The following is a 25861-nucleotide window of genomic DNA, read 5'->3' as shown; positions in this document are numbered from 1 at the left end:
GGCCGACGAGGCCCCCCTGCCCGAGGGTTGATAGTCGAACGGGGGGGTACTTCGTGTGGAGGGTACATTCGGTACCTATGCACACGGCGACCAACGACGGCGTCTCCCTCGCCTACGAGGTCGACGGCCCCGTCGACGCCGAGCCAGTCGTCTTCCTCGAAGGACTGGGGTACGGCCGGTGGATGTGGCGCCGCCAGCGGGAGGCCCTGTCGCGGGAGTACCGGACGATCCTCCCGGACAACCGCGGCACCGGCGACTCCGACGCGCCCCCGGGCCCGTACTCGATCCCCGAACTGGCGGCCGACCTCGAGGCCGTCCTCGCGGACGCGGGCGTCGACCGCGCCCACCTCGTCGGCGCGAGCATGGGCGGGATGATCGCCAAGCGGTACGCCGTCGAGTACGACCGGGCGGCGACGCTCTCGCTTCTGTGTACGACTCCCGGCGGGGACGAGGCGGTTCCCGTCCCCGAGGAGACCCGGGAGCGCATGTTCGACGTGCCCCCGGGCGCGGACGAGCGCGAGACGATCCGCCACCGGATGGCGCCGGCCGTCTCCGACTCGTTCTACGCGGAGCGCCCGGATCTGGTCGAGTGGATCGTCGACCGCCGCCTCGAGACCGACGCGAGCGAGGCGGCGCGGGCGGCCCAGGCCGCCGCGGTGGAGGCGTTCGACGCGGCCGACGAACTCGCGGCCGTCGAGGCGCCGGCGCTGGTGCTCCACGGGACCGCGGACCGCGTCGTCCCCGTCGAGAACGCCGACCTGCTCGCGGCGGCGCTGCCGGACGCGCGTCTCGAACTGCGCGAGGGCGGCCACCACCTGTTCTTCCTCGAGGAGGCGTCGTGGGTGACGGATCGGCTCCGGGACTTTCTGGCCGCGAACCCGATTCCCGCCGGGGGACGATGACGGGGGGTGAGCGCCGATGAACTGGGGTGAGACGGCTTACGAGTGGGTCGGCGACTGGACCGCTCGACGGGCCTCGCTCTCGCCCGACCGGACGGCCGTCGTCGACGAGGCGGCCGGCGAGGGCTACACCTACGGCGACCTCGAACGGCGGGCCAACCGGACGGCGCGGCTGCTCGATCGGTTCGGCGTCGCGGACGGCGAGCGCGTGGCGCTCGTCTCGCGCAACCGGATCGAGCCGTTCGACCTGTTCGCCGCGGCCGGCAAGACCGGGAGCGTCCTCGCGCCGCTGTCGTACCGCCTCGCGCCGCCGGAACTGGCCGAGCTGCTCGACCTCGTCGAGCCGCGACTGCTGGTCATCGAGTCGCCCCACGTCGAGCGCGTCGAGCACGCGATCGCTCGCGCCGACGTCGAACCGCCGGTGCTCGAACTCGAGAGCGACGAACCCGCGGGGGGCTGGGAGACGTACGGCGACGCCCTCCCCGCCGACGACGCGCCGGTCGAGACGCGGCGGCGCTCGCTCGAGGACCCGCACCTGCTGTTGCACACGGGCGGGTCGACCGGGACGCCGAAGGAGACGACGATCACCCACGGCTCGATCTACTGGAACTCGTTCAACACGATCACCGCGTGGGGGCTGCGCCCGGACGACGTGACGCCGATGGTGTTCCCGACGTTCCACACCGGCGGCTGGAACGTCCTCTCGATACCCATCTTCCACGTCGGCGGGACGCTCGTCATCGACCGCGAGGTCGACCCCGGCCGGGTGCTCGCGCAGGTCGAGGCCCACGAGGCGACGGTGCTCGTCGCGGTGCCGGCGGTCCTGCGGTCGATGACGACCCACGAGGAGTGGGCGGGGACGGACCTCTCGACGCTCCGGTTCGTCAAGAGCGGGGGCGGCCCCTGCCGGGAGGCCACCGTGCGCGCGTGGCGCGAGCGCGGCGTCGAGATCTCCCAGGGGTACGGCCTCACCGAGTGCGGGCCGAACAACTTCGCGATGCCCGACGCGTTCGGCCCCGGGAAGGTCGCGAGCGTCGGGAAGCCGGTGTTGCACGCCGACGCCCGCGTCGTCGACGACGACGGCGACCCCCTCCCGCCCGGCGAGATCGGCGAACTCGAACTGGCGGGACCCCACGCCGCCCCCGGCTACTGGCGGAACCCGGAGGCGACCGCGGACGCCTTCGGCGGCGGGTGGGTCTCGACCGGCGACCTCGCCCGGGTCGACGACGACGGCTTCTACCACGTCGAGGGGCGCAAGAAGAACATGTTCGTCAGCGGCGGCGAGAACGTCTACCCGCCGGAGGTCGAGGACGCCATCGCCGACCACCCCGCCGTCGGGGAGGTGATCGTCGTCGGCGTCCCGGACGAACGGTGGGGGACGGTCGGGAAGGCGGTGATCGAACCCGCCGACGCCGCCGGGGAGGGCGGCGATGACGGCGGCGCCGACCGCCCTCTCACCCTCGGGGAACTCGAGGCGTTCCTCGACGACCGCATCGCCCGGTTCAAGATCCCGAAACACCTCGCGTTCGTCGACGAGATGCCGACGAGCGGCCCGTCGAAGATCGATCGGGCGGCGGTCGAGGAGCGGTTCGGGGGAGACCCGTGACTTCAAATCCTCGATTGTACGGCTGGACGCGGCGAAAATTACGGCCAACGTTATGACACCTTGTTTGGAATGATCTACCATGATTGATCTTAGCATGGACATGGAGCAGTACGACTGTCCGTTCATCGACACCACGGACGACCACGACGTCTCGTTCACCGCGGTCCAGTGGGGGTTCGACGCCGAGCGACGGGAACTCGAGACGCGGATGATGGTCGACGGCGAGGACCGTCGGACGCTGGAGTCGGGGCTGTCGACGCTCCGCGAGCACCGGAACATGCGCGAGTGCGAACTGTTCAAGAAACACGAGGGGACGGCGCTCATCCGGACGGTGATCGACGAGACGGAGGCGATGCGGGCGATCCGCGCCAACGACGGCTACATCACCGGGCCGTTCCACATCGCCGACGGGAGCGAGCGCTGGGAGGTCGGCTTCGACGACGACCGGGCCGCCGGCGACGCGCTGGCGGAACTCGAACGGGACAACGAGTTCACCGTCGAGTCCCGGCGGACCCTCGAACTCGACGAACTGTACGACCTCCTCGAGAACGCCGAGGCCGCGACCGAGTTGCTCGAAGGCTGTCGCACCCTCTCGGAGGTCGAGCGCCGGACGCTCGCAGTCGCCGCCCGGAAGGGCTACTTCGACCAGCCCCGCGGCGCGACGCTGCAGATGCTCGCAAACGAGTTCGACGTCTCGGACACCGCCGTCTCGAAGAACGTCCGCCGGGCCGAGCGCAAGGTGTTGCGGCGGGTCGTCAGCGCGCTCGACCGCCTCGAAGACGGGCGACGGGAGCCGTTCGACTGATCTCTCGCCCTCCCGGGTTCCGTTCCCGGCAGTTTCACATCGTTTTTCACCACCGACCGCTTCGGGTCGATCATGACGAGTCCACGGATCGTCGGGGTCGGGATGACCGACTTCGGCGTCCACGAACGACCCCTCGTCGAACTGTTCGCGGACGCGGCGTTCGCGGCGTTCGACGACGCGGGCGTCGAAGGCGGGGAGATCGACGCGTTCTACCTCGGGAACGCGATGGGCGGCCAGACCGAACGGGACACCCACCTCGCGCCGACGCTCGCGAGCCACGTCGGCCTCGCGGGGATCCCCTGTCAGCGCTACGAGGACGCCTGCGCGACCTCCTCGAACGCGTTCAAACACGCCGTCCGCGCGGTCGAGTCGGGCCGGCACGACGTCGTCCTCGTCGGCGGCGTCGAGCGCTGCACGCCCGCGACGGGACTGGGAACGCCCGAGATGACGGCGGTGTTCGCCAGCGCGGCCCACCGCCAGTACGAGCAGCCGACGGGGCTGTCGTTCCCCGGCGTCTTCGGCCTGCTGACGACCCGGCACATGCACGAACACGGGACGACCGAGGAGGACCTCGCGGCGGTCGCGGTCAAGAACCACCGCCACGGCACGCTGAACTCGCGCGCGCAGTTCGGCAAGGAGACGACCGTCGAGGAGGTCCTCGACAGTCCCCTCGTCGCCTCGCCGTTTCACCTCATGGACTGCTGTCCGTTCTCCGACGGCGCCGCCGCGGCCATCGTCGCGAGCGAGGAGGCCGCCGCGTCGCTGTCCGGCGACCCGGTGGGCGTCGCGGGCGTCGGCCACGCGACCGACGTCGTCCCGCTGGCGGACAAGGCCGACCTCACGGCGACGCGGTCGGCCCGCGAGGCCGCGGCGCAGGCCTACGAGGAGGCCGACATTGCGCCGGATCATGTCGACGTCGCGGAGGTCCACGACTGCTTCACCGGCGCCGAGGTGCTCGCCATCGAGGCGCTGGGGTTCGTCGAGGACGGCGCGGGCGGCCCGGCCGCCGCGGCGGGGACGACCGCGCTCGGCGGCGAGATTCCGGTCAACCCCAGCGGCGGGCTGAAGGCGAAGGGCCACCCCATCGGCGCGACCGGCGTCGCCCAACTGGTCGAGTTGACCGAGCAACTGCGCGGCGAGGCCGGCGACCGGCAGGTTGCAGACGCCGAGTACGCCCTCGCGCACAACCTGGGTGGCGACGCCGCGACGACGGTCGTCTCCGTTCTGGAGGTGGTCGCGTGAGCGCCGCGAACGCGACTACGCCGGAACCCGTTCCGGAGGTGGTCGCGTGAGCGACGACCGCCTCACTCACGCGGAGTGGACCGCCGCCATCGAGGACGGCGACCTGCTCGGCCAGCGCTGTCCGGACTGCGGCCACGAGACGGCCGCGCCGAAGGCCGCCTGCGCCCGCTGCGGTTCGCGCGAGGTCGAGACCGTCTCGCTGCCGACCGAGGGGGTCGTCCACACCGCGACGACGATCGCCGTCGCCCCGGAGGGGTTCGAGGGGCCGTACCGGGTCGCCGTGATCGACCTCGGCGAGGCACGCGTGCTGGCGCGCCTCGACGGCGACGCCGGGATCGGCGACGCGGTCGAACTCGCGGGCGCGGTCGACGACCGCGACGAGCCGGCGCCGCTGTTCTCCTGAGCCGGCCACCCCCAACGAACTTCCGTCCGCGCGGCGTACGACACCCGTGACTCACCTGTCAGCCTTCGTCGGGAGCGGTACCGTGGAGACGGACGGCGGCGCCACGACCGGGAACGAGGGGTCGTCCCGTTCCCGGCTCGTTCGCTCGCTGGTGCTCGCGGGTGCCGTCGCGGCGGCGGCGTACCTCGCGAGGCGGCGCCTGCGGCGGGCGCCGGCCCCGCCGGTCGAGGCGGTCCGCGAGACGGCCGACGACCTCGTCCCCGAGGGGGTCCGCGAGCGGGCCGAGGAAGCCGTCCCGATCGACGGTCGCGAGATCCCGATCGGCGAGCCGTCGGCGGAGTCGACGGACGGGGCGGAGGGCACCGACGCCGTCGAGGACGTCGTCGAGGGGGCGTCAGACCGGATCCGGGAGGCGGAGGTGTCGTCCGAGGAGATCGCCGAGCGCGCGAGCGACGCCGTTCAGGCCGACCCCGCCGAACCGGGCGAGATGACGATCGACGAGGACCTCGCCGACGACCTCGTCGACGAGGTGGAGGGCGACGGGACCGAAAGCGAGACGGAGGGCGACGGGGCCGAAAGCGAGACGGAGGGCGACGGGGCCGAAAGCGACGAGGCGGGCGACGGGGCCGAAAGCGACGAGGCGGGCGACGGCGACCGGGAGGACGACGAGGCGTAAGCGGCGCCGGCCGAGGTTCGTATATCAACCTCCCCCGTTTTGCGGGTCGGGCCGTTTTCTTGTAGTATGTCACCGCGCACCACGCGCCGCGGCGTGCTCCGGCGGACGGGGATCACGGGCGCCATCGGGCTGTCGATCGCCGGCTGTCTCGGGCAGGAGGAACAGGACGACGGGAGCGACGGCGACGACGGCGACGACGGCGACGACGGGAGCGACGGGAGTGACGGCACCGACGGTGGAGCCGGCAGCGACGACCCCTCGGACGAACCGGAGGGGACCGTCCGGATCGGCGTCTTGCAGCCGATGACCGGCGACCTCGAGTACTACGGCACGCAGTCGCTCTGGGGGTTCCTCTCGGGGCTCGCTTACAAGTACGACGCGGCGCCGGCGGCCGTCGAGACGGCGGGTCAGGAGACGATCGAGGGCGAGAACGTCACCTACGAACTGTACGTCGAGGACACGCAGTTCAGCGGCGATCAGGCCCAGTCGCTCGCGACCCAGCTCGTCCAGGACCGGGACGTCGACCTCCTGTTCGGGACGAGTTCGTCGGGGGCGGCCGAGCAGGTCGTCCGGAACGTCGTCGAACCCGCGGGGGTGCCGATGGTGATCGGCCCGGCGGCCGGGGCGAACCTGACGTCCGACGGCGAGACCTGCAACGAACTCGTCTTCCGCGCGAGCGAGAACACGGCGATGGACGCGCGCAGCGGGGGCCGGTACGTCGCCCAGGAGACCGACGTCGAGGCGGTCTACATCATGGCCGCCGACTACACCTTCGGCTACGCCGTCGCGGACAACTACGAGCGCGTCCTCGAAGAGGAGGGCGTCGACGTGGTCGGCACGGACTTCGTCCCACAGGAGTACTCGGAGTTCGAGGGCCACTTCGAGAACGCGGTCGACGCCGGCGCCGACGCCGTCATCGGCGGTTTCACCGTAGCGACGCTCCCGCAGTTCCTCTCGACCGGGCTGGCCGGCGGCTACGGCCTCCGGATGTTCGGCGGCTTCGCCACCCAGATCACCAACGCCGCCATCGGCGAGGTCGCGGGGAACGTCCTCGGCGAGCCCCTGACCGCCGAGGCGCTGGAGGAGGCCCAACTCGGGCCGTTCACGACCCGGTACCACTGGAACCAGTACGACAACGCGATCAACGACTGGTTCGTCGAGAACTACACGGACGTCTACGGCGTCGTCCCCGACCTCTTTACCTCCGGGACGTTCGTCGCGGCCTCCTCGATCGTGCAGGCGGTCCGCGAGAGCGGGTCGACAGACGGCGCCGAGATCGCGGCGACGATGCGCGGGATGACCGTGACGGACACGCCGAAAGGCGAGGGCGGCTACGAGTACCAGGAGTACAACAACCAGGCCCGCTCGGCGATGACGATCGCGAACCCGGTGCCGACCGACGACGAGTGGGCCGACGACTGGGATTCGGCGGTCATGCCGAGCGAACCGCTCGCGACGATCGGGATGGACGAGACGACGATCCCGGCCGACGACCCGGAGATGAACTGTGACCTCTGAGACGTCGACCCTGCTCCGGACGCGCGGGCTCACGAAGCGCTTCGGCGGGATCGTCGCCGTCGACGACGTCGACTTCGCCCTCGAACGCGACGAGTGTTGCTCGCTGATCGGCCCGAACGGCGCGGGGAAGACGACGTTCTTCGACCTGCTCACGGGGACGCTGGCGCCGACGGCGGGGCGGATCGAGTACCGGCCGCCGGTCGACGACGCCGACGCGGGCGACGACGACTGGCGCGACGTCACCGACGCGGCCCCCCACGAGACCGCGATTTTGGGCGTCCACCGCTCGTACCAGATCACGAACGTCTTCCCCGCCTCGACGGTCCTGGAGAACGTCCGGATCGCGGCCCAGGCCCACGGCGGCGCCGACTCGTGGCGGCTCTGGCGCAACGTCGGCGCGTTCGAGGAGTACGCCGCGGAGGCGCGGGCGATCCTCGACCGGGTCGGCCTCGCCGACCACGCCGACGAACCCGCGGCGAACCTGAGCCACGGGCGCAAACGCCACCTCGAGGTGGCCATCGCGCTCGCGGGCGACCCCGACGTGCTCCTGCTGGACGAACCGACGGCGGGGGTCTCCCGGGACGGCGTCGACACCATCGTCTCGCTGATCGAGGACGTCGCCGCCGACCACGCGGTCCTGCTCGTCGAACACAACATGGACGTGGTGATGGGCGTCAGCGACCGGGTCGCCGTCCTCCACCGGGGGAGCCTCATCGCCGACGGCGACCCCGAGGCCGTCCGGAACGACCCCGAGGTCCAGCGGGCGTACCTCGGCGGCTACGGCGAGGACGGGGAGTCGGCCGCGACCGTCGAGGGCGAGGGCGACGGGGGCGACGGCGACGGGGGCGACGACGCCGACGGGTCGCGGCCGAACGACGGTGATCCGGGGGTGTCCGCCGCGTGACGGGCACGGCGAGCGCCGCGGCCGACGACGCCGACGCCGCCGCCCTCGAACTCGCGGACGTCCACACCTACTACGGCGAGAGCCACGTCCTCCAGGGGGTCTCGCTGTCGGTGGAGCGCGGCGAGAGCGTGGCGATCATCGGGCGCAACGGCGTCGGCAAGACGACGACGCTGCGGTCGATCCTGCAACTCACGCCGCCCCGCGAGGGGACGGTGCGGCTGTTCGGCGAGGACGTCACCGGGCTGGCGACCCACGAGGTCGCCCGCTGGGGCGTCGGCTGGGTGCCCGAGGCGCGCCGGATGTTCGCCCACCTCTCCGTCGAGGAGAACGTCCGGGCGGCGACCCCGCCCGACGCGAACGTCGAGGACGCCCTCTGGCGGACGTTCGACCGCTTCCCCGACCTCGAACGGCTGCGCGAGCACGACGCCGGCGACCTGAGCGGCGGCCAGCAGCAGATGCTGGCGATCGCCCGCGCGCTCGTCGGCGACAACGACGTCCTGCTCGTCGACGAACCCAGCGAGGGGCTGGCCCCGCTGATCGTCGAGGAGGTGGCGGACGCGCTCGCGGCGGCCGCCGAGGGGGCGACGCTGGTGCTGGTCGAGCAGAACTTCCCGATGGCGATGGACCTCGCCGACCGGTTCTACCTGCTCGACCACGGCCGGGTCGTCGAGTCGGGCGAGACGGCCGACGTCTCCGCCGACGACGAGCGCATCCGGAGGTACCTCACCGCATGACGGGAGCCGTCGCCCTCGCCTCGGGCCCCGGGATCGAGGCGGCCGCGTTCGCCCTCGACCCGGCCCCGGCGCTCGCGTCGGCCGTCGAAGTCCTCTGGGACCTCCTGCGGCCGGGGACGTTGCTGCGGATCGGCCTCGACGCGCTCTCGAAGTTCGGCCTCTACGTCACCGTCGCGGCGGGGCTGTCGCTGATCTTCGGGCTGATGGGCGTGCTCAACTTCGCCCACGGCTCGCTGACGATGGTCGGCGCCTACCTCGGCGGCGCGTTCATGGTCGCGACGGTCACCGCCGAGACCGGAGGGATCGGCCGCCTCCTGCTGTTCTTCCTCGCGATGGCGCTCGCGTTCGCGGCCGTGACGGCCGTCGGCGCCGCCATCGAGGTGAGCCTGATCCGTCCGATCTACGACCGGCCGCCGCTGTTCCAGATCCTGCTCACCTTCGGCGTCGTGCTGGTGGTCGACGAACTGGCGCGGATCGTCCTCGAGTTCCGGGGGATCCAGCCGAGCACGGTCTGGGAGGCCCCGTGGGGGACCCGCCCGGCGGTGCTCGGCGGCTTCTACGACGTCTTCGGCGTCTCGACGCGAGGGATCTACATGTTCGAGGCGCTGGTGGGTCTCGCCGTGGTGGCCGGGACGTGGTGGTTCCTCACCGAAACCCGGTACGGCCTCCACATCCGCGCGGGCAGCGAGGACGCCGAGATGGCACAGGCGCTCGGCATCGACGTCCACCGGTCGTTCACCGTCGTCTTCGGCGTCGGGGCCGGACTGGCCGCGCTCGCGGGCGTCCTGCTGATGTGGGACCCGCGGTTCGGCGCGAGCGTCCCCCTCGGCGTGGAGACGCTGCTGATCGCGTTCGTCGTGGTCATCATCGGTGGCCTCGGGAGCTTCCGGGGTACCGTCGTCGCGGCCGGGATCGTCGGCCTCACCGACGCGACCATGACGTGGCTGTTCCAGACGCACGTCCCCTTCCCCGGCCTGCCGGAGATGGTGATGTTCCTCGTGCTCGTGCTCGTGCTGATCGTGCGCCCGCAGGGGCTGTTCGGCGTCGCGGAGGTGGGCGGCCATTAGCCCCGCCCCGTCCGACGCGCCGGCGAGCACCGACGGCTCCGGGGCGACCGGGTCCGCCGGCACGAACGAGCCCGCGGAGACCACCTTCGGGGACGACGCCGGGACCGAACTGGGAAGCGGGACGGCGTCGACGCTCCGTCGTCACTTCGAGTACCACCGGGTCCACCTCGTCGTGATCGCCGCGTTCGCGGTCTATCCGCTGATTTACGACGCGTTGATGGGGACGCCGGTCGGGGCGGAACTCGACGTCGTCCTGCCGGAGACGCGGACGATGGTGGCGGTGCTGTACGTCGGGCTGTTCGCGATGAGCTTCGACTTCGTCAGCGGCTACACCGGCTACCTCTCGTTCGGCCACGCCATGTTCTACGGCATCGGCGCCTACTTCGTCGTCCTCGCGGCGACCGACAAGGTGCCGCTTTTGGGAGCGGGGACGCCGTTCGTGGTCCTCCTGCTCGCCGGGGCGGCGCTGGCCGTGGTCGTCGCCTTGCTCGTCGGCGCCGTCTCCTTCCGGCTCACGGGCGTCTACTTCGCGATGATCACCCTCGGCTTCGCGGAGGTGGCACACGTGTTCGTCCGCAACTGGGGGTACGTCAGTTCGAACCCTCGGGACGGCGCGTCGATCGGCGGCTCCGAGGCGCTCTCGATCGGAATTCCCGGCGTCGCGACGCTGGACGTCGGCCAACTCGTCGGCGACAGCTACGAGAGCCTCCTCGGACTCGGGATCGACCTCTCGACGGCGGACGTCTCCTACTACGCCGTCGGCGTCGTCGTCCTGCTGTCGTATTTCGCGATGCAGCGGATCGTCCACTCGCCGTTCGGCCGGGTGATGGTCGCCGTCCGCGAGAACGAGGAGCGCGCCCGCGCCGTCGGCTACGACACCTTCCGGTACAAGATGGGCGCGTTCGCCGTCAGTGCCTTCTTCGCCGCGGTCGCCGGCGCGCTGTTTGCGGCCTACCGCCGGTCTGTCCACCCCGGCAACTCCTTCGACCTGTTCGTGACCGCCGACGCCCTGCTCGCGTCGATCATCGGCGGCCTCGGGACCCTCGCCGGCCCGCTGTACGGCCACATCTTCCACGAGTTCGTCGAGGGGGTCCTCTCGACGGAGGAACACGGCCTCGCGCGGTACCTGCGGGAGACGCTGCCGAACACGGTCCTCGGGGCCGGCTACGGCGACGTCACCGTCGTCCGGATCGTCAACGTCCTGATCGACGGCCGCGCCGAACTCTACCTCGGGGTCGTCTTCATCCTGTTCGTCCTCTACGTCCCCCACGGCATCCTCGGGACGCTCCGGGAGCGTCTCGGCGGCCCCGTCGCCGAGCGCCTCCCCGACCGCGCGCGCCGTTACCTCCGCGGGGGTGGCGACTGAGCCCATGAGCGACTCCCGACCGCGGCCGGCCCCGCACGCGCGAGGTGGTCGCGCGTGACGACGGTCGGCCTCACCGGCTACGGCCGGTACCTCCCCGACGAGGTGCTGACCGGCGCGGACGTCGCGGCGGCGAGTGGCGTCCCCGAGGACGTAGTCGTCGAGAAGATGGGGCTCCGGCAAAAGCACGTCTGCCCGCCCGACGAGGACCACGTCACCGATATGTGCGTCGCGGCCGCCGAGGCGGCGCTGGCCGACGCGGCCCTCGACCCCGCGGCCCTCGACCTCGTGCGGTACCACGGCAGCGAGTACAAGGATCACGTCGTCTGGTCGGCCGCGGCGGACGTCTGCGAGCGCGTCGGCGCCGCGAACGCGTACGCGACCGAGAGCTACGCCCTCTGTGCGGGCGCGCCGGTGGCGATCCGCGAGACGAGCGCGCAACTCCGGACCGGGGACGTCGACGCGGCCCTGCTCGTCGCCGCGAGCCGCGAGGAGGACCTGGTCGACTACGGCAACGAGCGCGCGTCGTTCACGTTCAACTTCGGCTCCGGGGCGTGCGCGATGGTCCTGGAGTCCGACCCCGGCGAGCGCGCGCGGGCGCTCGTCGGCGGGAGCGCGGCGGTCACCGACGGCTCGTTCGCCCGGGACGTGATCGTGCCGGCCGGGGGGTCGCGCGAACCGCCGAGCGAGGAGACGGTCGCCGAGGGCCGGCACGCGCTGGACGTCCCCGACCCCGAGGGGATGAAAGAGCGGCTGGCGCCGGTCTCGCTGTCGAACTATCTGGCGGTGGCCGACGCGGCGCTCGCCCGCTCCGGGTTCGAGCGGTCGGATCTGGACTACGCCTGTGTCACCCACATGAAGCGGTCGTTCCACGAGCGACTCTTCGCGGAACTCGGGCTCGACCCGGAGACGGACGGCCACTACCTCGACGAGTACGGCCACGTCCAGAGCGTCGACCAGATCCTCGCGCTCGAAGCGGGTCGCCGGCGCGGCCTGCTCGACCCCGGCGACGTGGTCTGCTTTCTGGCGGCCGGGACGGGGTACACGTGGGCGGCGACGGTCCTGACGTGGCGCGGGTGAGCGCCCCGCCGCGGCGACCGTGAGGTTTTCGACGCGTCCCCCGCGAGGGGGCGTATGAACGTCGGAACGGCGAGCGCGGCACCGGGCGAGCGGGCGACGGGCACCCTCGAAGTGACCGACCTCCCGACCGGCGGCGCCGAACGGCTGCCGGTGATCCTCGCCCGCGGCGAGCGCGAGGGGCCGACGCTGTGGCTCACCGGCGGAATCCACGGCAACGAGGTGACGGGCGTCGCGGCGGTCCAGGACGTCCTGCGAGGGGGCGTCTCCGCGAGCGGAGGCTCGCCGGACGAGGCCGACGGCGTCCCCGAGGGCCTGCGGGGGACCGTCGTCTGCGTCCCCATGTGCAACCCCGCGGGGATCCGCCGGGTCGAGCGCACCTCCTACTACCACGACGACGATCCGAACCGGCACTTCCCGCCGGCGGAGGGGGACGCGACCCGTCGCCGGGTCCAGGAACTGATCGACGAACGGCTCTATGAGGCGGTCGTCGACTCGGCCGACGCGCTGCTGGACGTCCACACCGCGCAGGTCGGGTCGGTGCCGTTCGTCATCCGCGACCGCGTCCTCCACGGCGAGCGCCGCGAGGAGGGCGACGCCGAGGCCCTCGCCGAGCGCCTCGCGGCGCTGGCCGACGCGACCGGGATTCCGGTCGTCACCGAGTACCCCGCCGAGGAGTACGCCGATCGGAACCTCCACCGCTCGACCGCGGGGGCCGTCCTCAACGAGGCGGGCGTCCCGTCGCTCACCGTCGAACTCGGCGGCCACGAGACGATCGCGGAGCCCCACCGCGCGGCGGGCGTCGCGGCCGCCTACCGGGCGATGGTCCACCTCGGGATGCTCGACGCCGTCCCCGAGGGAATCGAGGCCGCGGCGCCGACCCTGGAGTCGCCCGTCGCGTTCCCGGTGCGACGATTCCGGGGACCGAACGCCTCGGCGGCGGGCTTTTGCCGGCCGCGGCTGGAACCCGGCGCGGCGTTCGCCGAGGGCGACCCGCTCGCGGACGTCGTCTCCCCCCACGGCGAGGCCCGCGAGACGGTCGCGGCGCCCGCCGACGGCTACGTACTCGGGTGGCCGTCGCCGACGACCTACGAGAACGACCCGGTCGCGAGCCTCGCGGTGCGCGACGACGACGGCCTCGTCGTCCCCCGGTCGTGAAACGACACGCTTAAACGATGGACGCCCGTCGTCCGAGATGCGGGACCGTGGGGTAGTGGTATCCTCTGCGCATGGGGTGCGTAGGACCCGAGTTCGACTCTCGGCGGTCCCATATTCTGCCGCGAACAACTCCGTGAGCGGCAGGATTATGGATCGAGCCGAGATCGAACATGCAAGTCGCAGCCCACGAGCGACCGAAGGGAGCGAGTCGGAACGTCTTGCACCTGTTCGACTCTCGGCGGTCCCACTCGTAATTTACTACTCGTTCATCTACGGGCATCTCATCCCCTCATAGTGCCGTCTTCGGTGTTTGGAGTGGCTTTGGGGAATATTTTTGAAGAGGCTCGGTGTGAATTGATTCGTGACTGAGACGACGGCGTTCGAGACGAACTACGAGGAGTTAGAGATATTCCATAATGATACTGTCGTGGGCGTGATGTGGCTCATCCCTGCGGATGGCAAGCGGACAAGCGAACACATATACTACCCACCCCGGCTTCTCCCGGAGAACGGGCGCTACCTGCCAGCACCATACGCTGTCCACGTAACGGTATCTGACGAACAGCGATCCGTTTCGGCATCCGTTGGGCCAACCGTTTCGACCCAGCAATTTGCAGGACGGATCTTCGGCTTCGGGAAGGACGGACCGGCGGAAGTTAAACTCTCGGACCCCGATACCGGCGATCTGATGGCTCAGATTCACCTCCATCCGGTCCATCTCCCCGAGTGGATTGACGACGAAGGTGATACGTGTTACATCACGATTCGCCTCGAGTACGAACACGAGCGGATGCTGGACCACTACAGTGACGCGGAGATCGACGAGAAGCGCGCGCAGTTCCAACAGCGAGTTGAAGAGATGGAAGCGTTTCTCTCGTGAGGAATCAGTGGACCACACCAGACTAGGTGGGCAAAGACACGAGACCCCGACTGATTCAGGCCGGGGATAGGGACGTTCCCACTTTTCGCGACGCGAAACTGGGAATAGCGCACTTTGCTGTGATCGTGGTCCCACTGATTTCGCGGCGGACAAACCCGTGAGCCGCAACTTCGTGACGTCCGACGGGAGTCGAACAAGTGGACTCGAAAACCGCTCCAGCGGTGGCTGGCGGAGAACGACGCCGATCTCGATGTACTTCCAATCAAATCTGTCTTAGTCTCCTGATTTTATATTTATACTTTAACATAATAATTATAATACTAATTTGGATTATATTAATAATTTGCCGAACACTACTAGAGTTGTTTTCCTGATATGGGATGCTATTTAGATAAATAATATTTATAATATTGTTATAAATATATGAAAAAATATATTGATGGACACGAGGAAGATATTTAAACAATCAATTAATATGACTTTCTCATGGAAGCGAAATTCAAGTCCGTACGGAACTTATTCGCTGGAAGGCGGGCTGCTAAGTTCGTTGTTCCAGAATACCAGCGTGGTTACGAATGGAATAAAAAGAACTTTGAAGATCTGTGGGGGGATCTTCAAAGGATTGGGGATAGAGTCAACAAACATTATATTGGAAATATCATTTTGCTTGGTGAAGAATCGGACGAAGAGTTAGAAATAGTTGATGGACAGCAACGGATGGTTACAATTAGCATACTAACGATGGCTATTCGGGATTCTCACAACATGGATAAATCTAACCATCAACTGATTGATGATGTGTTAACATCATATCCATCAAATAATCCGGAAAGGAAGCTGAATCTATACGACGAGGAGGCTGATAGATACTATGAGAATCTGTGGGAAGGGAATATTGATGAGATCGGAGGCAATATAGAAACCGCATATCAATTCTATCGGCAGAAAGTTAATGATTTTGAAGAGGAGGAGCTTAATAAATTATTAAGAAAATTGACAAATGATCTGAGGGTTGTTGAAACTACCTCACAAGATACTAGCCTAGCCTACATGATTTTTCAATCTCAAAACGAAAGAGGGGTTGAAGTCAGCCCTGAAGTACTAATTAAAGCACGAGTATTTGGCGAAGCCGAACGAATGGATGATCTCCAAAGGACACGGGAAATGAAAGGAAAGTGGAAACAGATGTATAAAACCCTCAATGATAATCTAGAACGACCAAGATTTCCTGAAGAATATCGGGTCCGTCGCCCTCTCACACAGTTATTGATTAATTCAGACACACCCACACCACGGGAAGTAGACAAATCTGCATTGTATAGAACTTTTGATGGCGCTTTACAAGACGCAAAAAAGCCACTGAAATTCGTGGATAGGTTCCATAAAAAAATCTAAGGATTATTTAGAAATCTCAAGCGGATCATATAATGTCAATCCAAGAGGGTGGTCCCAAGAAGAACGTAGGTATTTACAGTATTTTAACGCGTCATCAAGCCATGCTGAGGTTTTGACTATGGCTATTTTGGGAAATATGGAGGATGACAGGCGGAAAAAAGAGTACCTTCGCCTTGCCGCTATTCTCTCTATGAGAATGATGTTGGCAGACTATCGTTCTTCTGACCGAAAGAAGGCGATTCACAATGCTGCAGTTACCATAAATAAAGGTGAAGACATTAAGGAAACCCTCATACAGCACATACATAATTACGGTCCAGAAGACGCCGAGATAATAGAGCACCAGAAAGCTAATTCTATGCCGCTTCGGGGCCAATGGAGATTTAGAACCTTATTGACCTTGGTGTCAATTGAAGAAGAACGCCGGGGACCACTTATGGTTGAGATTGATAATCTACATATAGAACATATCGCTCCAAGAAATACATTTGGTTCCGGACGTAGAAATTCGTATTCAAACTGGAAACGAAGGCTCAACCGAGATGAATTTGAAGATGCAAAAGATAGGCTCGGGAATCTAACATTACTTTCTCCCGAGGATCATGGGCGACTTGACGAATCATCATTCACCAGCAAGCGTAATGTCTACCGAAACTCAGATATAAAAATCGCCGAAGAAGTATCAGAATATGATGGTTGGTCAGTTGAGGAGATTGAAAGAAGAACAGAAATATTAGCTGGCGATCTTGTGAGTAAGTGGTCAATTTAGATCAAGCCCTGAAGAAGTGACTTTCTGCTCGGGGTCGCACGTTACGAAGACCGATTTCGCGAGTATGAACACGACCGACTCGCGCTCGTGTTCATATTCGCATCCGAGCCATGGCCACAGGCGCGGAGATCGTCCTGATCGGGATGCTCTCCGGCACCTCCTTTATAACTGACCCCGGTCTGAGTGACCGGGAAATCTAGGAATACCGGCTCAGGTTCACGAGTACGGCACCCCCCGAGACGCGGCCGACCGCGTCGACTCCGAGCGGGGAGAACTGGACGACGGCAGCGAGGACCGTCGTGAGCGCCAGCGCGCGGGCGCCGCCGGCCACGCGGTGGCGGACCGTCTCGTGGATCACGCCACAGACCAGCAGGGCGCGTCCCGCGGCGACGAAGACGGCGGGGGCGACGACGGCGACGAGCGCCGCCGGGGAGGGCACGGGGCGCGAGAGGGCGACGGGGAGGCGCAGGTACGCGACGGACGCGAGGCCGACGCCGGGGACGTACGCGGTGAACGCCGGCTAGGAGAGGACGACGACCGGCGAAGCGACGGACGGGCCGAACGCCGCCACGGCGTCGCGTGCGAGGGTCGCCCAGACGCTGGTGGCGAGGACGACGACGAGAACGCCGGCGATCTCGACGGCCGGTGAGGACGCGGGCGCGCACGCGGATTCGACTCTCGTCCCGTCGCGAACGACGGGACCGGCCGCCCCCTCAAAACGACGGTCCTTGAAGTAAAAATACGGGAATTTTGTATGTAGATTTTTGTGAATTCGATATCAAGCAATACGGAGAGGAAATACAACATGGAGCCAGAGAAAATCGTTCTCCTCCGGTTCGATTACGTGTTGCGGGAGGAGACCGACCGATTGGTGGCGAACCTGACCGACTGGTTCGGCGCCGGTCCCAACGCGAGGGTCGGGGCGGTCGGCGTCGACGGCGACGAGCGGACGGACCGGACGTTCCAGTCGAACGATCCGGAGACTCTCGGTTTCTCGGATTTCGACCTCTACGCCGTCCGCCTCGTCGAGTCGGCCGACGCGGTCACCGAGGTCGTCTCCGTCGCGCTCGTGAGCGACGACGCGCTCTCCCGGGTGGTCCACCGATGTGCCCCCGAGGACCGCTCGCCACACTACCGGGAGTGGAAGACGGACATGGCGACGGTTCGGGAGCGAGTCCCGGGCGACCCGGCGGGGCCCGAAACGACGCTCGTGTGGGTAAAGCCCGACGCCCTCCCGCACGAACTCGCGGGGTCGACGCCGAACGTCGAACGCATCAAACAGGTGTTCTTCGACGGCGCGCCCGCCGAGTTCTTGCAGAGTTTCGACACGACTCCGGCGCGGGGAGTCGTCGAGTGGGGCGACGGGACGGTCCTCTTCATGGGCAACTCACAGCAGCCGTTCGGCGACCTGGTCGCCGTCGACGCGGGGGAGGCCATGGACGACTACCCCGGAATCGGACGCGCCCTCGCCGGCGCCTTCCCGCGACTCTCGACGCTGTACGCGGTCCACTACTGGTGTACCGTCAGGGAACGGGACCTCGACGCGGCCGAAGAACGGGTGGAGAAGGCCCGCGACGCCCTCCCGTCGGTCTCGGACGCGGAAGGCGCGGCGGAGTATCCGGAACTGGACGCCGCGGTTCACGCCGTCCGCGACCGGTGGACGCCGCTGTACCACGAGGTCGCCCACGAACGCTCCCGGGTAGCGCGACGGCTTCGGGAGTGGGACGCGCCGTTCGAGGACGCGGCGCTCCCCGGGGGCAGCGAGGACGGAATCGTGGAGTCGTACGTCGCGAGCCTGCAGACGGAAGTGGAGCGGGTCCAGTTCGAACTGGAGCGGATCGACCGAACGATCGAGTCGCTCTCGAAGCACCTGCGCGACCGGCTTTCGATCCGCGCCGCCGAGGAGACGGTTCGCTTGCAAGAGCGGCTCCGCGCCCAGAACGCGGCTATCGACGGCCTGCGGGAGGAGGTTCAGGCGCACGCGGACGCGACCGACGACCTGCGGGCGGCCCTGCGGGAACACGTGGACGCCACCGACGAGGTGCGGACCACCGTGACGCGCCTTGCCCTGCTCGTCGCGGGACTGACCGCCGTACTCGTGTTCGACGCGGTGATGACCGGCGGCATCTCCACGTTCGTCAACCGGGTTTTCGACGAAGGGATCGACGGCGTCTCGCGACAGGCATGGATCGGCATCGCGCTCCTGGTCGGAACCGCCCTCCCACTGCTGTTCCGGGAGCGGGTGTGGCGGCTGGCGACGTCCTGTTACCGAAGTCGGGTGCGGGCGAACCCGGGCGGCGAGCGGGAGCCCTCGACGGGGCAGTAGCCCCCGCCGCGGCGGTCGCGCCGACGCACTCGGTGGTGTTGTGTTACCGGCCCGTCGGGTCGAGATGCCGGCCGACCGAGTAGACGACGAGGGCGCTCACCGCCGCCCCCGCGCCGACCGCGATCACGGGGACCGGGACGCCGGTCGGCTGGAACGGGTTTCGCGGGGCGGACTCGACGACCGCTGCGAACGTCTCGGGCCCGGCGTGGCCGAGCGCGAAGAACCCGACCGTGAGCAGGACGGCGAACCCGCCCGTCGCCAGACCGAACATCGACGCGACGTCCTCGACGTTCAACAGCGTGCGCGCCTCGGCTTCCGACAGCTGCGGCTCGCGACGACGGCGGACGACGGCCACCGCGACGAGACACGCCGCGGTTCCCAGTTCGATCCCCCCGGCGTACACGCCGGCCCAGACGACGAGCGGCGACGACCACAGCGGATCGCCGCCCGGAAAGGCGGCCCGCACCGCGGCCGGGTAGGTCGCGGCGAGCGGGACGACGAGCGCCAGCGCGAGGAGCAGGCCGCTCTGCCAGACGAGTTTCTGGGGAATCCGCCGCTTGATCAGCGCGTAGCGTTGTACCCGAAGGCGTTCGTACGTCGAGTCGCCGAGGAGCGCGTCCGCGATCGGATCGTCCGGTTCGGTGGAGGTCATCGGTGTGGTGGCGTTCGATCCGCGACGTGGGTGAGTCGACACGGAACCGGCATATACGCTCCGATTCCGGGCTCGATATCGGATTTCCGGACAGACACGTCCGTCTAGAGATTATTTCTGTTAGGGAGAACTCGTATCTATTGTTCTGCGCTAGCCTCTCCCATGTCAGAACTGGTAGGGTCCGAGGCCCTCTGGCTGTGGATCGGCACGATCGGGATGACCATCGGAACGCTCTACTTCATCGGTCGCGGACGCGGCGTCCGCGACCCGAAGATGCAGGAGTTCTACATCATCACGATATTCATCACGACCATCGCGGCGGCGATGTACTTCGCGATGGCGACGGGGTTCGGCGTCACCGAGGTGACCGTCGGCGACGAGGCGCTCACGATCTACTGGGCGCGGTACGCCGACTGGATCTTCACGACGCCGCTGTTGCTGCTCGACCTCGCGCTGTTGGCGGGGGCTAACCGCAACACCATCGCGACGCTGATCGGCCTCGACGTGTTCATGATCGGCACCGGCGTGATCGCGACGTTCTCGCAGACTCCCGCGACCCGCATCGCGTGGTGGGGGGTCAGCACGGCCGCCCTGCTCGTCCTGCTGTACTTCCTCGTGGGGACTCTCTCCGAGAGCGCGCGGGCGAAGTCGCCCGAGGTCGCGTCGCTGTTCGGCACCCTCCGCAACCTGGTCATCGTGCTGTGGCTGCTCTACCCCGTCGTCTGGATCCTCGGGACCGAAGGGACGTTCGGCATCCTCCCGCTGTACTGGGAGACCGCCGCGTTCATGGTCCTCGACCTCGCGGCAAAGGTCGGGTTCGGGGTAGTCCTGCTGCGGAGCCGCTCCGTCCTCGAGCGGGCCGTCGCGCCGACCGCGGCGCCGGCCTGAGGACGAGCCCGGCCGTACCCCCGCTGACCGGATTCGCGACGATCGGTCGCGCCGTCGGCCCGCGCTCGGACGGACTCGTTTCTCCCGCCGCTCGTCGACACCGCCTACGCGCCCGTCACCCCGTTTGCGCGCCCGTACGGTTCAGCGGACGTGACTCTCCGTCCCGGGACGGAAACCCGTTTATGTATTAGGAGACTGACGTAACCCGTATCGATGCCGTCACTAGCTGCGTTCGTTTTCCACACGCGAGGCGTCGTCCTCCAGAACGGGGCGACCGATGCGACGCTGTTCGAGTACGTCTTCGGCGGTGACAATACCTTGCTCGCGGCGTCGTTCGTGGTCAACATCGCACTCGCCGGAGTGACGATCCTCGGGATCGCCTACCTCGGTCGGAACCTGACCGACCCCAGATCGAAGGCGATCACGATCGCGTTGATGTTGATCTCGGTCGTCTCGATATCGAGTTACACCGGACTCACGTCGGCGCTGACGCTGAGCGTCGTCGAGATGCCGCCGGGCCATCCGGCGGCGGGGGCGACCACGGCCGGACAGGACGGCGTTCTGACGATGTGGGGGCGATACCTCACGTGGACGTTCTCCACGCCGTTCATCCTGCTCGGCCTCGGGATGATCGCGGGATCGAACTGGACGAAGATCCTCACCACCTGTGCGTTCACCATCGCGATGTGCGTGACCGGCCTCGCGGCCGCGCTGACGACGTCCTCGCTGTTGCTGCGCTGGTGGTGGTTCGTGCTGGGATCGATCTTCTTCCTCGTGATCGTCTACGTCATCCTCGTCGACTGGACCGCCGAGGCCAGACGGACAGGGACGGGTGACCTGTTTCGCACGCTCAAGATCCTCACCGTCGTCGGCTGGTTCGGCTACCCGATCCTCTGGGCGCTCGGAGTCGAAGGATTCGCCGTCCTGGACGTCGCGATCACCTCGTGGGGGTACAGCATCCTCGACGTCATCACGAAGTACGTCGTGACGTTCGTCGCCATGTCCTACGTCGCCCGGGAACCGGACTCGATCACCGGCGGGGCGGATTACGGGGCCACCGTACCCGGGATCACGCCGACGGACGACTGAGAGGCCGCGATAACTCGCGTTCCCGCTCGACTCGCTACGGGTGCCGACCCCACGCGGCCGGTCCTAACCAGTATGGATTCGGGGCTTTGTGGCTGCTGTCCGTACGGTGGGCACGGAACTTCTGGCTCGTGACGGAGGATCGACAGTACCAGCTGATACCCACATGACGGCTCCACTCACGTACCTCGACGTCCATCTGGCGTTCGTTCTGCCGCCGATCCTGCTGCTGGGGTGGCTCGCCTACCGGCGCGACCGGGCGCGGTGGGGCGTTCGCCCGCTGTCCGGACTCGTGATCGTGATCGGCCTCGCGCTCGTCTACACGACGCCGCTGACGAACCACCTGATCCCCGAGGGGGTCTGGTGGTACGGCGAGGGCGCGGTCGTCGCGACCGTCTGGCACACCCCGATCGAGGAGTACCTGTTTTTCGTCCTCCAGCCGATTCTGGCGGCGTTCTGGCTGTTCCAGATTCCGGTGAGCGTCGATCGACCGCTGGCGATCCCCCTCGCTCACCGACTGGTCGGCGTCGCCGGCGGCGTGGGGATTGCCGGCGTCGGCTGGGTCCTGACGGGCGACACCTCGACGTACTACCTCGGGTGGCTGTTGCTCTGGGCCGGCCCGATCCTCGCGATTCAGTGGGGGTTCGGCCTCACGTACCTCTGGGACGCCCGTCGCCCGGTGCTCGTCGCGGTCGCCGCCCCGACGGGCTACCTCTGGCTCGTCGACTGGCTCGCGATCGAGCTGGGCGTCTGGATCATCTCGGACGCGCACACGGTCGGCTACGCCCCGCTGGGACTGCCCGTCGAGGAGGCGCTGTTCTTCCTCGTGACCAACGCCTTCGTCGTCCAGGGGCTCGTCATGTACGCGTGGGTGCTCGGCCGCGCCGACGAACTCCCGACGCTCGCCGGCGTGCAGGCCCGTATCTCCCCGTCCTCCGATGAGCGGTGAGACGCTCGCTCGCGGCGCCGGTGCGGGCGACGATCCCGGACGGGTGGCCGTCCGACTCGCCCTCGGCTGTGGACCGCTCGTCGTCGCCGCCGCCCTGACGCTCGCGGCCGTCGCCGGCCCGCCGCCGCTCGTCTACCAGTACGTCCCGCTGGTGCTCAGCGTCGTCGTCCTCGGACTGCCCCACGGGGCCGTCGACCACCTCGCGTTGCCCCGGGCCCGGGGGGACCCCGTCACCCCGCGCTCGCTCGCGCTCGTCGGCCTCCTCTACCTGATCGTCGGCGGCGCCTACGCCGTCGTCTGGTTTCTCGCCCCCGTCGTCGCGTTCGTCCTGTTTATTCTCGTCACGCTCGTCCACTGGGGGCAGGGCGACGTCTACGCGCTCGTCGCCCTCGCCGGCGCCGACCACCTCGAGACGCGGACGCGTCGGCTGCTCACCCTCGTCGTCCGCGGCGCGCTCCCGATGCTCGTCCCGCTGGTCGCGTTCCCGGCACAGTACGCCTTCGTCGCGGAGACGCTCGTCGGCTCGTTCGACCCCGGCGCGGCCGCCGCGCTCGAACCGGCGTTCGCCCCGCCGGTCCGGGCGGCCGTCGCGGTCGGCGTCGGCGCGGCGGTCGCGCTCGCGCTGACCCTCGGCTTCGTCGGGGCGGGCCGTGAGGACGGGAGTCGGGGTCGGGCCCGCGGCCCGTGGGCGGTCGACCTGGTCGAAACCCTGGGTCTCGTCGCGTACTTCGCCGTCGTGCCCCCGATCCTCGCGATCGGGCTCTACTTTTGCTTCTGGCACTCCCTCCGGCACGTCCTCCGAACGATGCTCGTCGACCCCGTCGCCGGCGCGGCGCTCGATCGCGGGGCGTTCGGCGCCGCGTGCCGCCGGTTCGCCCGGGACGCGGCGCTCCCGACCGCGGGCGGGCTGGCGGTGTTCGCGGGGATCTGGCTCTCCGCACCGCGGACGCCCGGAACCGTCCCCGACCTGATCGCGCTCTACCTGGTCGCGATCGCCGTGCTGACGCTCCCGCACGTCGTCGTCACGACGCTGCTCGACCGGGAACAGCGGCTCTGGTCGCCGTCGGCCTGAACGGCCGCTCCGCGGGGACACCTCCGCCGTGGCGCTGACCGGGTCGGCCCCGCTCTCGACGGTCACGGGCAACTCGCCGTCCCGCTGGGTGTCGCAGGTCCCGAGCGTCGCGCCCGTCACCTCGCCGGGGCGAGGTCACCGACTCCGCGTCGACCGGTTCGCCGCCGACCCCGCGGTTGCTTTCACGGCCCATCCAGACGAACACGTACCGGGGAGCGGGACGCGCGGCGAGGCGCGGGCCGCGCCGTCAGCGGCCGTCGTCGGACGCGCGGGCGTCGCCGACGTCGACGCGGGTGCGACCGATCGCGTCCTGCAGGAACGCCTCGGGGTCGGCGACGTCGTCGTGACAGACGCGACCGTCGACGCGGACCACGCAGGAGTCGTCCGCGAGCAGGGCGAGCACGTCGTCGGTCGTGAACCGGCCCCGCCGGCGGGTGACCGCCCCGACTAGCTGGTAGTCGCCGCCGACGACGTCGTCGGCCAATCGCGAGACGCTGCCGAGGGGGTAGAGCACGGCCGGCTGGAACCAGATCGAGAGGGCGTGCTCGTCCGACCCGACCGACTCGACCTCCGCCACGACCGGCGAGCCGACGTCGTAGCGGACGACGGGCCGCGTGACGTCGCCGACGAACTGCGGGGTCGCCGCGAGGCCGACTTCCGCGAGGCGGACGCTCCGGACGACCGAGAACCCCTCGAGGAGGTACGTGAACAGCCGGACGGTCTCCCGCGCCGGCAGGGGCCGTTCCGTCGTCAGGCCGGCGTGGGCGCCGCGTTCGATCGCGGCCGAGCAGGCGTCGACGCCCGCCGGGCCGCGGGTCGCGATCGCCCGCGCGCCGAGGTCCTCGATCGAGCGCGGCGGGAGCGTCGCCTCCGGGAGGGAAAACCCCGACGAGGTGACGGGGACGTCACAGTACAGGAAGTGCGTTCGCGCGGCGAAGGTGCGTCGCAACTCCGCGGCCGTCGTCGCCTCGACGACCGAGACGGCGTCGCCGTCGAGGTCGGCCGCGAGCGTCCGGACGCGCTCGGCGCGGTCGGCGTCGGCCGTGACGTAGACGACCCGCGCGTCCGTTCGATCCGGCACCCGGTGGTCGAGTGCGTTCTCGAACGCCTCGGGGAGCAGCCACGTCCCGGCCGGCGGCGCGCGGTCGGCGTATCCGACCACCTCGGACCGACGCGGGCTCGGCGTCGCCGAACCCGGGTCGGACGTGGAGCCGTCGGCGACGCGGACGGGCGCGAGCCGATCGAGCAGGTACGGGAGGAGTTCGACGTCCGCGGGATCGGGCCGCAGGACGCCGATCGCGGGCCAGCACGGCCGGTACGGTTCGAGGAGGTTCGACGGGACTTCGAGGTACTCCAGTAACTGATCCGGGAGGGGGACGTCGTAGAGGTTCGGCGGGTAGAACGGCAGGTCGGCGCCGAGGTGCTCGTACTCGTACCGCGGGTTCGAGAAGTACCCCCCGACGCGGACCAGCGAGTCCAGCAGGAGACACCGTCCGAGGAGGTCCTCGACCGTCGCCTCGAGCGACCGACGCGACGTTTCGAGCGGTTCGACGTGCCCGTTCTCGAGGCGGAGTGCGGGGCGGTCGCCCGTCTCGACCGTCGCCCCGAGGTAGAACGCGAGGGGAGCGACGCGGTAGACGTCCGCGACGGTCGCGGGGACGGTGATCGTCACGCCCGTCTCGGGAGTCGACAGCGCCGGCGGCACTTCGAGGCGGTCGCCCCGCTCGATCGCCGGCGGGTGCCCGCGGACGCTCGGCCACGAGCGCTCGCAGGTGAACTCCTTGATCGAGGAACCGAGGTACGACGTCGCGGTCGCGATCGCCTCGGGAGCGTCGGGGACGGTGATCGTCGCCTCCGGTCGCGCGTGGATCGACCGCGCCCCGACGGTGAGTTCCGTCGACTCGTCGAACTCGAACCCGAGGACGTTTCCGTCCGCGTCCCGGCGCTCGTACGCGGCGGAGAACGCGGTGTTGGCGAGCCGGAGGTACGCCGTCACTGGCCCGGCGATCTGGACGTAGTACGTTCCACGCGGGAGTTCGCGGGGTTCCTCGGCGAACTCTCCGATGTGATCGCCGGTCTCGTTCCACAGGTACGACCCGTCGTGGTCGTGGACGCGCATCGTCGAGGCCCCGACCGATACCGCGTCGTCGACCGGCGCCGGAAGCAACTCGGGGAGCGCCGGTCGCGGGGACGGCGGTTCGTCGAACGTCAGCCTGAGCGCGCGGCTCTCGAGGTCGTCGCGAACGTCGAGGGCGTTCCCGTTCGGGACGAACGAGATCCGGGACTTCCCGTCGCTCTCGGCCGCCATACGCCGGAGTAGGGGCGACCGGACGTATTATCCTATCGGCTAGATCGCCCGGGCATCGCCGATGGCTCGCGACGCCCTTCCGGC

24 protein-coding genes and 1 tRNA gene are annotated in these 25861 nt (G+C 68.2%); 22 read left to right on the top strand and 3 right to left on the bottom strand.

What is annotated here, in order from left to right; all coding sequences use genetic code 11:
• Nucleotides 1–77: 77 nt before the first annotated feature.
• From NKG98_RS06495 to NKG98_RS06415, 17 genes are all read left to right on the top strand, one after another.
• Complete coding sequence (locus NKG98_RS06495; RefSeq protein WP_254768848.1) at nucleotides 78–902, top strand: alpha/beta fold hydrolase; 825 nt, start codon at nucleotides 78–80, stop codon at nucleotides 900–902.
• 16 nt (nucleotides 903–918) lie between these two features.
• Nucleotides 919–2505: an AMP-binding protein gene (locus NKG98_RS06490; protein ID WP_254768847.1), complete on the top strand. Its 1587-nt coding sequence runs from the start codon at nucleotides 919–921 to the stop codon at nucleotides 2503–2505.
• Nucleotides 2506–2584: 79 nt separating this feature from the next.
• The gene (locus NKG98_RS06485; RefSeq protein WP_254768846.1) at nucleotides 2585–3310 is read left to right on the top strand and encodes a helix-turn-helix domain-containing protein; all 726 of its coding nucleotides are present in this window, start codon (nucleotides 2585–2587) and stop codon (nucleotides 3308–3310) included.
• 72 nt (nucleotides 3311–3382) lie between these two features.
• On the top strand, nucleotides 3383–4552 hold the full coding sequence (locus NKG98_RS06480; protein ID WP_254768845.1) for a thiolase domain-containing protein: 1170 nt from the start codon (nucleotides 3383–3385) through the stop codon (nucleotides 4550–4552).
• A gap of 46 nt (nucleotides 4553–4598) precedes the next feature.
• Entirely contained in the window at nucleotides 4599–4955 is a 357-nt protein-coding gene (locus NKG98_RS06475; protein ID WP_254768844.1) for a Zn-ribbon domain-containing OB-fold protein, read from the top strand.
• A 46-nt stretch (nucleotides 4956–5001) separates the two neighbouring features.
• Nucleotides 5002–5631: a hypothetical protein gene (locus tag NKG98_RS06470; protein ID WP_254768843.1), complete on the top strand. Its 630-nt coding sequence runs from the start codon at nucleotides 5002–5004 to the stop codon at nucleotides 5629–5631.
• A gap of 66 nt (nucleotides 5632–5697) precedes the next feature.
• A complete protein-coding gene (locus NKG98_RS06465) occupies nucleotides 5698–7149 on the top strand; it encodes an ABC transporter substrate-binding protein (RefSeq protein WP_254768842.1) in 1452 nt (483 codons plus the stop codon).
• A complete protein-coding gene (locus tag NKG98_RS06460) occupies nucleotides 7139–8053 on the top strand; it encodes an ABC transporter ATP-binding protein (protein ID WP_254768841.1) in 915 nt (304 codons plus the stop codon). Before NKG98_RS06465 ends, NKG98_RS06460 begins: the two co-directional genes overlap by 11 nt.
• Nucleotides 8050–8787, top strand: coding sequence for an ABC transporter ATP-binding protein (locus tag NKG98_RS06455; protein ID WP_254768840.1), 738 nt, complete (start codon nucleotides 8050–8052; stop codon nucleotides 8785–8787). Before NKG98_RS06460 ends, NKG98_RS06455 begins: the two co-directional genes overlap by 4 nt.
• Nucleotides 8784–9854 (top strand): branched-chain amino acid ABC transporter permease, encoded by a 1071-nt coding sequence (locus tag NKG98_RS06450; protein ID WP_254768839.1) that lies wholly within the window; start codon nucleotides 8784–8786, stop codon nucleotides 9852–9854. The genes NKG98_RS06455 and NKG98_RS06450 overlap by 4 nt, the downstream gene beginning before the upstream one ends.
• 217 nt (nucleotides 9855–10071) lie before the next feature.
• The gene (locus NKG98_RS06445; protein ID WP_254768838.1) at nucleotides 10072–11220 is read left to right on the top strand and encodes a branched-chain amino acid ABC transporter permease; all 1149 of its coding nucleotides are present in this window, start codon (nucleotides 10072–10074) and stop codon (nucleotides 11218–11220) included.
• A 54-nt stretch (nucleotides 11221–11274) separates the two neighbouring features.
• Entirely contained in the window at nucleotides 11275–12297 is a 1023-nt protein-coding gene (locus NKG98_RS06440) for a 3-oxoacyl-ACP synthase (RefSeq protein ID WP_254768837.1), read from the top strand.
• 54 nt (nucleotides 12298–12351) lie between these two features.
• Entirely contained in the window at nucleotides 12352–13452 is a 1101-nt protein-coding gene (locus tag NKG98_RS06435; protein WP_254768836.1) for a succinylglutamate desuccinylase/aspartoacylase family protein, read from the top strand.
• Nucleotides 13453–13493: 41 nt separating this feature from the next.
• Nucleotides 13494–13564, top strand: a tRNA-Pro gene (locus NKG98_RS06430).
• A gap of 249 nt (nucleotides 13565–13813) precedes the next feature.
• Nucleotides 13814–14332: a hypothetical protein gene (locus tag NKG98_RS06425; protein WP_254768835.1), complete on the top strand. Its 519-nt coding sequence runs from the start codon at nucleotides 13814–13816 to the stop codon at nucleotides 14330–14332.
• A gap of 486 nt (nucleotides 14333–14818) precedes the next feature.
• Nucleotides 14819–15727 (top strand): DUF262 domain-containing protein, encoded by a 909-nt coding sequence (locus tag NKG98_RS06420; RefSeq protein ID WP_254768834.1) that lies wholly within the window; start codon nucleotides 14819–14821, stop codon nucleotides 15725–15727.
• A 118-nt stretch (nucleotides 15728–15845) separates the two neighbouring features.
• Nucleotides 15846–16496: an HNH endonuclease family protein gene (locus tag NKG98_RS06415; RefSeq protein ID WP_254768833.1), complete on the top strand. Its 651-nt coding sequence runs from the start codon at nucleotides 15846–15848 to the stop codon at nucleotides 16494–16496.
• Between the two features lie 196 nt (nucleotides 16497–16692).
• Here the strand turns inward: NKG98_RS06415 and NKG98_RS06410 are convergent, their stop codons facing one another.
• Nucleotides 16693–16935, bottom strand: a complete 243-nt coding sequence (locus NKG98_RS06410) for a hypothetical protein (protein ID WP_254768832.1) — start codon at nucleotides 16933–16935, stop codon at nucleotides 16693–16695.
• A 366-nt stretch (nucleotides 16936–17301) separates the two neighbouring features.
• On the opposite strand from NKG98_RS06410, the gene NKG98_RS06405 reads away from it, so the two are divergent.
• Complete coding sequence (locus NKG98_RS06405; RefSeq protein ID WP_254768831.1) at nucleotides 17302–18822, top strand: AAA family ATPase; 1521 nt, start codon at nucleotides 17302–17304, stop codon at nucleotides 18820–18822.
• A gap of 43 nt (nucleotides 18823–18865) precedes the next feature.
• Here the strand turns inward: NKG98_RS06405 and NKG98_RS06400 are convergent, their stop codons facing one another.
• Nucleotides 18866–19474, bottom strand: coding sequence for a hypothetical protein (locus NKG98_RS06400; RefSeq protein ID WP_254768830.1), 609 nt, complete (start codon nucleotides 19472–19474; stop codon nucleotides 18866–18868).
• Between the two features lie 216 nt (nucleotides 19475–19690).
• On the opposite strand from NKG98_RS06400, the gene NKG98_RS06395 reads away from it, so the two are divergent.
• The 4 genes from NKG98_RS06395 (at nucleotide 19691) to NKG98_RS06380 (ending at nucleotide 23469) form a co-directional block, all read left to right on the top strand.
• Entirely contained in the window at nucleotides 19691–20362 is a 672-nt protein-coding gene (locus tag NKG98_RS06395) for a bacteriorhodopsin (protein WP_254769431.1), read from the top strand.
• Between the two features lie 213 nt (nucleotides 20363–20575).
• Nucleotides 20576–21451 carry a bacteriorhodopsin gene (locus NKG98_RS06390; RefSeq protein WP_254768829.1) on the top strand — a complete coding sequence of 292 codons (876 nt, stop codon included), beginning with the start codon at nucleotides 20576–20578 and terminating at the stop codon, nucleotides 21449–21451.
• A 163-nt stretch (nucleotides 21452–21614) separates the two neighbouring features.
• Nucleotides 21615–22397 (top strand): lycopene cyclase domain-containing protein, encoded by a 783-nt coding sequence (locus tag NKG98_RS06385; RefSeq protein WP_254768828.1) that lies wholly within the window; start codon nucleotides 21615–21617, stop codon nucleotides 22395–22397.
• Entirely contained in the window at nucleotides 22387–23469 is a 1083-nt protein-coding gene (locus NKG98_RS06380; protein ID WP_254768827.1) for a Brp/Blh family beta-carotene 15,15'-dioxygenase, read from the top strand. The genes NKG98_RS06385 and NKG98_RS06380 overlap by 11 nt, the downstream gene beginning before the upstream one ends.
• Before the next feature lie 247 nt (nucleotides 23470–23716).
• Here the strand turns inward: NKG98_RS06380 and NKG98_RS06375 are convergent, their stop codons facing one another.
• Nucleotides 23717–25777 carry a hypothetical protein gene (locus NKG98_RS06375; RefSeq protein WP_254768826.1) on the bottom strand — a complete coding sequence of 687 codons (2061 nt, stop codon included), beginning with the start codon at nucleotides 25775–25777 and terminating at the stop codon, nucleotides 23717–23719.
• Between the last annotated feature and the right edge of the window lie 84 nt (nucleotides 25778–25861).

This window comes from Salinilacihabitans rarus (genome assembly GCF_024296665.1).
GTDB classification, from domain to species: domain Archaea; phylum Halobacteriota; class Halobacteria; order Halobacteriales; family Natrialbaceae; genus Salinilacihabitans; species Salinilacihabitans rarus.
This window is presented reverse-complemented; position numbering and strand designations above follow the sequence as displayed.